The organism is Pseudomonas botevensis (assembly GCF_019145475.1).
GTDB classification, from domain to species: Bacteria; Pseudomonadota; Gammaproteobacteria; order Pseudomonadales; family Pseudomonadaceae; genus Aquipseudomonas; species Aquipseudomonas botevensis.
On the sequence record NZ_JAHTKI010000008.1, the window covers coordinates 204084 to 212620 of the forward strand.

An 8537-nucleotide genomic window follows, 5' to 3' on the forward strand; every position below is an offset into this window, starting at 1 on the left:
CACGCCAAGGCGTCAGACGCGTTCGATTGCCAGGGCCAGACCCTGGCCGACGCCGACGCACATGGTCGCCAGACCTTTCTTGCCACCGGTCTTTTCCAGTTGATGCAGGGCGGTCAACACCAGACGCGCGCCGCTCATGCCCAACGGGTGACCCAAGGCAATCGCGCCACCGTTCGGGTTGACCTGGGCCGCGTCGTCCGCCAGCCCCAGTTCGCGCAATACCGCCAGGCCCTGGCTGGCAAAGGCTTCGTTGAGTTCGATCACATCGAAATCGCTGACCGCCACGCCCAGACGCTCGGTGAGTTTGCGCACCGCCGGCACCGGGCCGATGCCCATCACCCGTGGTGCAACCCCGGCACTGGCCATGCCCAGCACTTTGGCGCGAGCGGTCAGGCCGTGTTTTTTCACCGCGTCAGCTGAGGCCAGAATCAGGGCCGCCGCCCCGTCATTCACACCGGAAGCGTTGCCGGCGGTGACAGTTTTGTCCGGACCGTTGACTGGTTTCAGTTTGGTCAGGGCTTCGAGGGTGGTGTCGGCGCGGGGATGTTCGTCCTGGCTGACCACGGTTTCACCCTTCTTGTGGGCGATCCGTACTTCGACGATTTCCTCGGCAAAGTAGCCCGAAGCTTGCGCAGCGGCAGTCCGTTGCTGACTGCGCAGCGCGAAAGCGTCCTGATCCTCGCGGGAAATTTCGTAGTCGTCGGCGACGTTGTCGGCGGTCTGCGGCATTGCATCAACGCCGTACTGAGCCTTCATCAACGGATTGATGAAGCGCCAGCCGATGGTGGTGTCTTCCAGTTTCATGTTGCGCGAGAACGCCGCGTCGGCCTTGCCCATCACGAACGGCGCGCGGGACATCGACTCGACGCCGCCGGCAATCGCCAGCTCCATTTCGCCACTGGCGATGGCGCGGAACGCGGTGCCGATGGCGTCCATGCCCGAAGCGCAGAGACGGTTGAGGGTCACGCCGGGCACGGTTTCCGGCAGGCCCGCCAGCAGCAGCGCCATGCGCGCCACGTTGCGGTTGTCTTCACCGGCCTGGTTGGCGCAGCCGAGGAACACCTCGTCGATGGCGTTCCAGTCCACGCTCGGGTTGCGTTCGATCAACGCCTTGATCGGCACAGCAGCCAGATCGTCGGCGCGCACCGCCGCCAGACCACCGCCAAAACGGCCGATGGGGGTACGAATCGCATCACAGATATAAACGTCGCGCATCATGCTTCTCCCGGTGCCTGACCGTGGGCGGCTGCGGTGCGGGCTTCGAGATCGCGCAGCGCGGTCAGTTCGACCTCGGTCGGTTCAGCGGTGATTGCAACGCTGTCGGCAAACCGGATCGGCCACCCGGTGGCTGCGATCACCTGCTCGCGGGTCACCCCCGGATGCAGCGCGGTGACCACGAACTCATGGGTGCCGGCTTCCGGCTCCATGATGCACAGGTCAGTGATGATGCCGACCGGCCCGGCGCCCGGCAGGCCCAGGCGTTTGCGCGAATCGCCACCCTCGCCGTGACCGACCGAGGTGATGAAGTCGAGTTTGTCGACAAACGAACGTGCCGACTGTTTAAGGATGATCAGCACACTTTTCGCCGAACCGGCGATTTCCGGCGCACCACCGGCACCCGGCAGACGCACTTTCGGCTGCTGATAACTGCCGACGACGGTGGTGTTGATGTTGCCGAAGCGGTCGACCTGAGCCGCGCCGAGAAAACCGACGTCGATGCGTCCGCCCTGCAGCCAGTAGCGAAAAATCTCACCGGTAGGGACGACAGTGTCGGCGGTTTCCGCCAACTCACCGTCACCGATGGACAGCGGCAGCACGCTCGGTTTGGCACCGATCGGGCCGGATTCGTAGATCAGCACCACGTCCGGCGACGAGGTCAGACGCGCCAGGTTGGCCGCTTTCGACGGCAGGCCGATGCCGACGAAGCACACCGAGCCGTTCTTCAGGCGACGGGCCGCCGCGACGGTCATCATTTCATTGGTGGTGTAAGTCATTACTTGGCCTCCGAAGCAGCGGCCAACTTGGCCTGGAACGCGCTGAAGTCAGCGCAGCCATGGATGTATTCGTTGATCCACGCGGTAAACGTCTCACGGTCGCGGGCGATCGGGTCCCACGCCTGATAGAAACGATTGTCCCGCTCGGTGTAACCGTGGGCGTAGGACGGATGCGCGCCACCGGGCACATGGCACACCGCGCTCAAGGCCCAGGTCGGCAGGACGCAGGCGTTCATTGGCGCCTTGAGGTCATCGACGATTTCTTCGACGGTGACGATGCAACGCTTGGCGGCCAGCGCGGCTTCTTTCTGCACGCCGAGGATGCCCCACAACAGCACGTTGCCCTTGCGGTCGGCCTTCTGCGCATGGATCACCGTCACGTCCGGACGCACCGACGGCACCGCCGCCAGCACTTCACCGGTAAACGGGCACGTGACCGACTTGATCAACGGATTGACCTTCGGCAGATCGGAACCGGCGTAGGCACGCAGCACCGCGAACGGCAGGCCGGAAGCGCCGGCGACGTAGGCATTCGCCAGGTCGGCGTGGCTGTGTTCTTCGATTTCCAGAGCATGTGGCCATTGTTTCTCGACCGCGTCGCGCAGACGGTGCAGCGAACCCACGCCCGGATTGCCGCCCCAGGAAAAAATCAGCTTGCGCGCACAGCCGGCGCCGATCAGTTGGTCGTAGATCAGGTCAGGCGTCATCCGCACCAGGGTCAGATCTTTCTTGCCCTGACGAATGATTTCGTGACCCGCCGCCGTAGGGATCAGATGAGTGAAGCCTTCGAGCGCGACGGTGTCACCGTCGTTGACGAATTGCTTCACCGCGTCGTGCAGCGAAAGGATCTCAGCCATGGAGCGGCTCCCGATTTTGTAGTGGATCGCCAGTGATAAAAAGGCGCGAGGTTCTGCGCCGGAGTCACTGCAGATTAAGCCGCTGAAAATCGCCAAACAATCCGATAATCGACTGAGTGTTCGTTTATCGAACAGATTGTTATCCAGCTAACAATCAGCCTCAAATGCTTCGCGGGCAAGCCCTCTGCCACAGAAACGACGGAGATTCCGTGGCAGAGAGCTTGCCCGCGAAAAGGCCAGAACCTTCAGCGAAGATTCAGAAGACTGAACTCAAGTCGCATCCGCATGGCTGACCAGACCCTTGATCACCACGGCAGTGGTGGCCAGTGCCGCCGGAATCACCAATGCCGTCAGCACTTGCTCGAAGTTCCAGCCCAGCCCCAGCAAGGTCGCACCCATCCACGCCCCGAGAATCGCGCCGAAGCGGCCAATCCCCAGCATCCACGAAACACCGGTCGCCCGGCCCTGGGTCGGGTAGAACCGCGCCGCCAGCGAAGGCATTGCCGATTGCGCGCCGTTGACGCACATGCCGGCCAGCAGCACCAGCGTCGCCAGTAATGTCATGCTGCCCAGGCTCTGCCCCACCGCGTAGGCAAACACCCCGGCCAACAGGTAGAAAGTGCCGATGACCTTGTGCGGATTGAACCGGTCCATCGCCCAGCCTACGCCGACCGCACTCAACACCCCGCCGAACTGGAACAGCGCGCCGATAAACGCCGACTGTTCCATGCTCGCGCCACTGTCACGCATCAGTGTCGGCAGCCAACTGGTCAGCAGGTACACGATCACCAGGCCCATGAAGTAAGTCAGCCACAGCAACAGGGTGCCGGCGCTGTAGGTGCCGGAGAAAATCACCGCGAACACGTTGCGCGCCTTGACGGTTTTCTGTTCCGGCACGCTGAAACTCGAGGCTTGGGCGACGATGGCCGGGTCGATCGGCGCGAGGGTCTGGCGAACCTTGTCGGTGCCACGGTTGCGCACCACCAGATAACGCGCCGACTCCGGCAGCCAGAGCAGCAACACCACGGCGAGGATCAACGGCAGGATTCCGCCGATCAGCAGCAGGCTGTGCCAGCCGAACGCCGGGATCAGTTTGGCCGAGATGAACCCGCCGCCGGCCATGCCCAGATTGAAACCACAGAACATGCTGGTCACCAGCAGCGATTTCTTGCGCTCCGGGGTGTATTCCGACAGCAGCGTGGTGGCGTTCGGCATGCCGGCGCCCAAGCCAAGGCCCGTGAGGAAACGCAGCACCAGCAATTGCTCGACATTGCTGCTGTAGGCCGATGCCAGGCTGAAGGCACCGAACAGCAGCACAGCGCCGACCAGTACGACTTTTCGCCCGAAGCGGTCAGCCAATGGCCCGGAACCCAGTGCGCCGAAGACCATGCCGATCAGCGCGGCGCTCATCACCGGGCCGAGGCTGGCGCGGTCGATGCCCCAGTCCTGGGACAGCGCCGGCGCAATAAACCCCATGGCCGCCGTGTCGAGGCCATCGAGGAACACAATCAGGAAACACAGGATCACCACCCGCCACTGATAGCGCGAGATCGGTTGGGCGTTGATGAAGGACTGCACGTCCAGGCAGTTACCTACGGCGGACTGAGGCTGGTTCATTATTTTTATTCCACGCAAAAAAACGCAGTCGAACGGCGGCCGGCCAGGAAGCGGCACGGTCACAAGAATAGAAGGCTTGAGTCAGGCGTTGCCCGTTAGCGACAACACGGGCGGGAGTGGCGACAGTCGGGGGACATGCGCATGAGAAGTTGCCTCTTGTCATTATTATGGGAGTCGCCGAACCGGCCTGACCTTGCTTGGCCAGCGCCGGATGACGCTGCCGCGACATTAATGATCCGGGGGTTTTAGCGTCAATTCGATAAACGCAACTCTGTGCGTTTATCGAACAGCTTCCTTACGCAAACAACTGCGCGCTGAGGTCGCGACTGGCGCTCAGCATGCCCGGCAAAAAGCGTTGTTCCAGCTCGCTGCGGCTGACCCGACCGGCATGGGTGCTGACGTTGAGCGCCGCCACCACCTGACCGGAAGCGTCATACACCGGCACCGCAATCGAACGCAGGCCCTGCTCCAGTTCCTGGTCGACGATGCACCAGCCCTGCTGTCGCACTTGCTGCAGACATTCAAGCAAGGCCTCGGGGGTGTGGATCGTGCGGCTGGTCTTGGCGACCAGTTCCGCGTGGTCGAGGTATTCGCCCAGTGATGTGTCATCCAGCGCCGCCAGGAGAATTCGGCCCATGGACGTGCAATACGCCGGCAGGCGACCGCCGACCGAGAGGTCCACCGAGATCAGCCGTTGCGTGGTGGCCGAACGGGCGATGTAGAGAATGTCGTCGCCTTCGAGCGTGGCCATGTTGCAGGCTTCGTGCAATTGCTCGCTCATGCGATCGAGATACGGCTGGGCCGACACCGCCAACGGCGTCGAGGACAGATAGGCGTGGCCGAGGGTCAGCACTTTCGGCAACAGCGAATAAGTACGGCCGTCGGTGGTGGCGTAGCCGAGTTTGATCAGCGTGTGCAGGCAACGGCGCACCGCCGCGCGAGGGATTTCCGTGCGGTGGCTGATCTGGGCGATGGTCAGGTGACGCTTACGCTCCTGAAAGGCTTGCACCACCGCCAGGCCACGGGCCAGGGAGGTCATGAAATCCGGATCGCCGGTCAGCGCCTGGATCCGCTTGGCGGGCGAGGCGACGATCGGCGGCGCCACAGAGGTGAAAGAGTTGCGCATTTGATCGTTCATGGCGGGTCCTTTTTTCCGGCGCGAATCAGCGAGCTATACAAGCGGCTCGCGAGCACTTGCACAAGCGCCGGACCGCCAACATTGGGCGATTATCGAACCGCCGACCGATAATCGCAATCGCCCGCAACGCGCCGCAAGCTTGTATCCGCCAACTTGGTGAACGCTCGAAAGCCTGTCTAAGTTGATCGACTAAATGACGTCAGAAACACAGCACTCTTCAACAAAAGGATCACTCGGACTGCAACTACGGGTAAAACATGCGAGTAACAAAACAATCACACATTCAGAACTGCTTTTGAATTTTCAAAGATAGTCATTCTCGATTCGATGGCTATAATGCACCTCAGTGGCGCCGCATTTTCTTACTTGCCGACGGTGCCACCCGCCGACGCGATATTCATCGCCGCCGGCCCCGGCAAGCGCCTGATGCTCATTACCCATGCACCGCCAGCGCGCTCGCTGAAACAGGAAACTGATGCTGCGTCAGTTTTAATCTGGTGCCGTAGCCGCCTGCAACATGGAAGTCTTGATCGCTCTGCCGATAACCCGGTGCCAATTCAGGCATCCGTGGTCGACAGATGCGCTCGTTGATTCGTTGCCGTGCGTTTCACCAGACATTTACCTCAACTCAAACAGGTATCACTGTGACGAAAGACGAACTGCGCGCGGAACTTGAGCGCCAGGAACAACGTTACAAGGAAGTTTACGGCGGAGAAGTCACCACCTACGCCGCCCAACCCGAACCGGAACGCAAGCCATGGCGTAAACGCGCCACCGTTCAGGATCAGGTCTTCCAGCAAGAACTGCAAAAAATGGAAAAGGAACTCAAAGCCGAAGAGCCATGAGCTTGAAGCCTTGAGTTTTTCGAGGGTTGACGTCCACACCGGTTAAAAGCACGGTGCGGTGACGATGCCTTGCGCGCCCGCTACCCGCGGGCAGCGGCCAGCTCTACCTTCCTACGTGGAATTGGTACTGGTCTGACAAGTTTCAGAGATATTTCACACAGCCGTTTGAGCAACCCGCACGGCTGGAAAAACCCTGACCGCTTGTCTATTTTTTCAGACAAATCAACAGCTTGTAAAACCCAGCAAAACACTCGGGGGTTACGGCTTGCCACAAATTATTTCGTTGAAGAGTGTTACCGATGAGCAGGTAGGGCATCGATTTCCACTCTTTTCTGGCATAATCGCGCCCCCTTATGACCGGGCCAGAAAACCTTCATGATCGATTTATTCAGCGGACTGGATGCTTGGGTGCTTGTGAGCCTCTTGCTCGCCCTGACGTTTGTCCTCGCTTTCGAGTTCATCAATGGATTTCATGACACCGCTAACGCGGTAGCCACTGTTATCTACACCAAAGCCATGCCGCCTCACCTGGCGGTGTTCTTTTCCGGTGTGTTCAACTTCCTCGGCGTACTGCTGGGCGGCGTTGGCGTGGCGTATGCCATCGTTCACTTGCTGCCGGTGGAACTGCTGATCAATGTGAACACCGGCCATGGTCTGGCGATGGTGTTCTCGTTGCTCGCAGCGGCAATCGCCTGGAACCTGGGCACCTGGTACTTCGGTATCCCGGCCTCCAGTTCCCACACGCTGATCGGTTCGATCCTCGGTGTCGGCCTGGCCAACGCCCTGATCAACGACATTCCGTTGGCCGACGGGGTCAACTGGCAGAAAGCGATCGATATCGGTGCCTCGCTGGTGTTCTCGCCCATGGCCGGTTTCCTGATCGCCGCGCTGATCCTGATCGGCCTGAAATGGTGGCGCCCGCTGTCGAAGATGCACAAGACGCCGGAGCAGCGCCGCAAGATCGACGACAAGAAGCACCCACCTTTCTGGAACCGTCTGGTCCTGGTGATCTCGGCCATGGCCGTGAGCTTCGTACACGGCTCCAACGACGGCCAGAAAGGCATCGGCCTGATCATGCTGGTGCTGATCGGTATCGTCCCTGCACAGTTCGTACTCGACCTGAACAGCACGACTTACCAGATCGAACGCACCCGCGACGCGACCCTGCACCTGAGCCAGTTCTACAAGCGCAACGCCGATACCCTGGGCGAGTTCCTGGCACTGGGCAAAAGCGTGGAAGGTGATCTGCCGGAGAAATTCCGTTGCAACCCGCAACAGACCGAACCGACCATCACCGCCCTGCTCGACACCCTCAAAGGCGTTGCGGACTACCATTCGCTGTCGTCGGAAAGCCGTATCGAAGTGCGTCGCTACCTGCTCTGCCTGGACGACACCGCGAAGAAAGTCAGCAAGCTGCCAGGCCTCGCAGCCCGTGAAAAGGCTGACCTGGACAAACTGCGCAAAGACCTGACCACCACCACCGAATACGCCCCGTTCTGGGTGATTCTGGCGGTCGCCCTGGCCCTGGGCCTGGGCACCATGGTCGGCTGGAAACGCGTGGTACTGACCATCGGCGAGAAAATCGGCAAGCAAGGCATGACCTACTCCCAGGGCATGTCGGCGCAGATCACCACGGCGAGCCTGATCGGCATGGCCAACATCTTCAGCCTGCCAGTCTCCACAACCCACGTCCTCTCCTCGGGCGTGGCCGGCACCATGGTCGCCAACAAAAGCGGCCTGCAAGGCGGCACCGTGCGCACCATCCTGCTGGCCTGGGTCCTGACCCTGCCGGCGACCGTGGCATTGTCTGCCGGGCTGTTCTGGCTGGCGTCCAAGGCATTGGGCAGCTGATAGACCCCCGCAATGAAAAAGGCGCGATCCGTGGGGATCGCGCCTTTTTTATTGCGGTTTGAAAAGACTCAGCACCTGAAAAACCAAGATCAAAAGCCCCTCATCGGAACGCCGCCCGCCTAGCCCTCCCGAAACGTCGGACCGCCCGGAGGGAGAGGGAACTGACCGAGGTGGCAGTGAAGAATGCGTACACCCACCAGAACCCGGTCGGCCCGAAGGCCGCCTTCGCGGGCAA

At 61.1% G+C, this 8537-nt stretch carries 7 protein-coding genes; 2 read left to right on the forward strand and 5 right to left on the reverse strand.

Annotated elements, in window-relative coordinates:
• Positions 1-12: 12 nt before the first annotated feature.
• From pcaF to pcaR, 5 genes are all read right to left on the reverse strand, one after another.
• On the reverse strand, positions 13-1218 hold the full coding sequence (pcaF, locus tag KVQ74_RS13090; protein WP_217831505.1) for a 3-oxoadipyl-CoA thiolase: 1206 nt from the start codon (positions 1216-1218) through the stop codon (positions 13-15).
• Positions 1215-1994, reverse strand: coding sequence for a CoA-transferase subunit beta (locus tag KVQ74_RS13095; RefSeq protein ID WP_217831506.1), 780 nt, complete (start codon positions 1992-1994; stop codon positions 1215-1217). Before KVQ74_RS13095 ends, pcaF begins: the two co-directional genes overlap by 4 nt.
• Entirely contained in the window at positions 1994-2851 is an 858-nt protein-coding gene (locus KVQ74_RS13100) for a CoA transferase subunit A (RefSeq protein ID WP_217831507.1), read from the reverse strand. The genes KVQ74_RS13095 and KVQ74_RS13100 overlap by 1 nt, the downstream gene beginning before the upstream one ends.
• Positions 2852-3121: 270 nt before the next feature.
• Positions 3122-4468 (reverse strand): MFS transporter, encoded by a 1347-nt coding sequence (locus KVQ74_RS13105; protein ID WP_217831509.1) that lies wholly within the window; start codon positions 4466-4468, stop codon positions 3122-3124.
• Positions 4469-4763: 295 nt separating this feature from the next.
• Complete coding sequence (pcaR, locus tag KVQ74_RS13110) at positions 4764-5606, reverse strand: pca regulon transcriptional regulator PcaR (protein ID WP_217831511.1); 843 nt, start codon at positions 5604-5606, stop codon at positions 4764-4766.
• Between the two features lie 644 nt (positions 5607-6250).
• On the opposite strand from pcaR, the gene KVQ74_RS13115 reads away from it, so the two are divergent.
• Together KVQ74_RS13115 and KVQ74_RS13120 are read left to right on the forward strand one after the other, a co-directional pair.
• Positions 6251-6451, forward strand: coding sequence for a hypothetical protein (locus KVQ74_RS13115; protein WP_007986337.1), 201 nt, complete (start codon positions 6251-6253; stop codon positions 6449-6451).
• Between the two features lie 375 nt (positions 6452-6826).
• A complete protein-coding gene (locus KVQ74_RS13120; protein WP_217831512.1) occupies positions 6827-8302 on the forward strand; it encodes an inorganic phosphate transporter in 1476 nt (491 codons plus the stop codon).
• The last annotated feature ends 235 nt before the right edge of the window (positions 8303-8537 follow it).

Coding starts and splice junctions, on each gene's coding strand:
- pcaF (WP_217831505.1), bottom strand. CDS start 1,218: ATGATGCGCGACGTTTATATCTGTGATGCGATTCGTACCCCCATCGGC.
- KVQ74_RS13100 (WP_217831507.1), bottom strand. CDS start 2,851: ATGGCTGAGATCCTTTCGCTGCACGACGCGGTGAAGCAATTCGTCAAC.
- pcaR (WP_217831511.1), bottom strand. CDS start 5,606: ATGAACGATCAAATGCGCAACTCTTTCACCTCTGTGGCGCCGCCGATC.
- KVQ74_RS13105 (WP_217831509.1), bottom strand. CDS start 4,468: ATGAACCAGCCTCAGTCCGCCGTAGGTAACTGCCTGGACGTGCAGTCC.
- KVQ74_RS13120 (WP_217831512.1), top strand. CDS start 6,827: ATGATCGATTTATTCAGCGGACTGGATGCTTGGGTGCTTGTGAGCCTC.
- KVQ74_RS13095 (WP_217831506.1), bottom strand. CDS start 1,994: ATGACTTACACCACCAATGAAATGATGACCGTCGCGGCGGCCCGTCGC.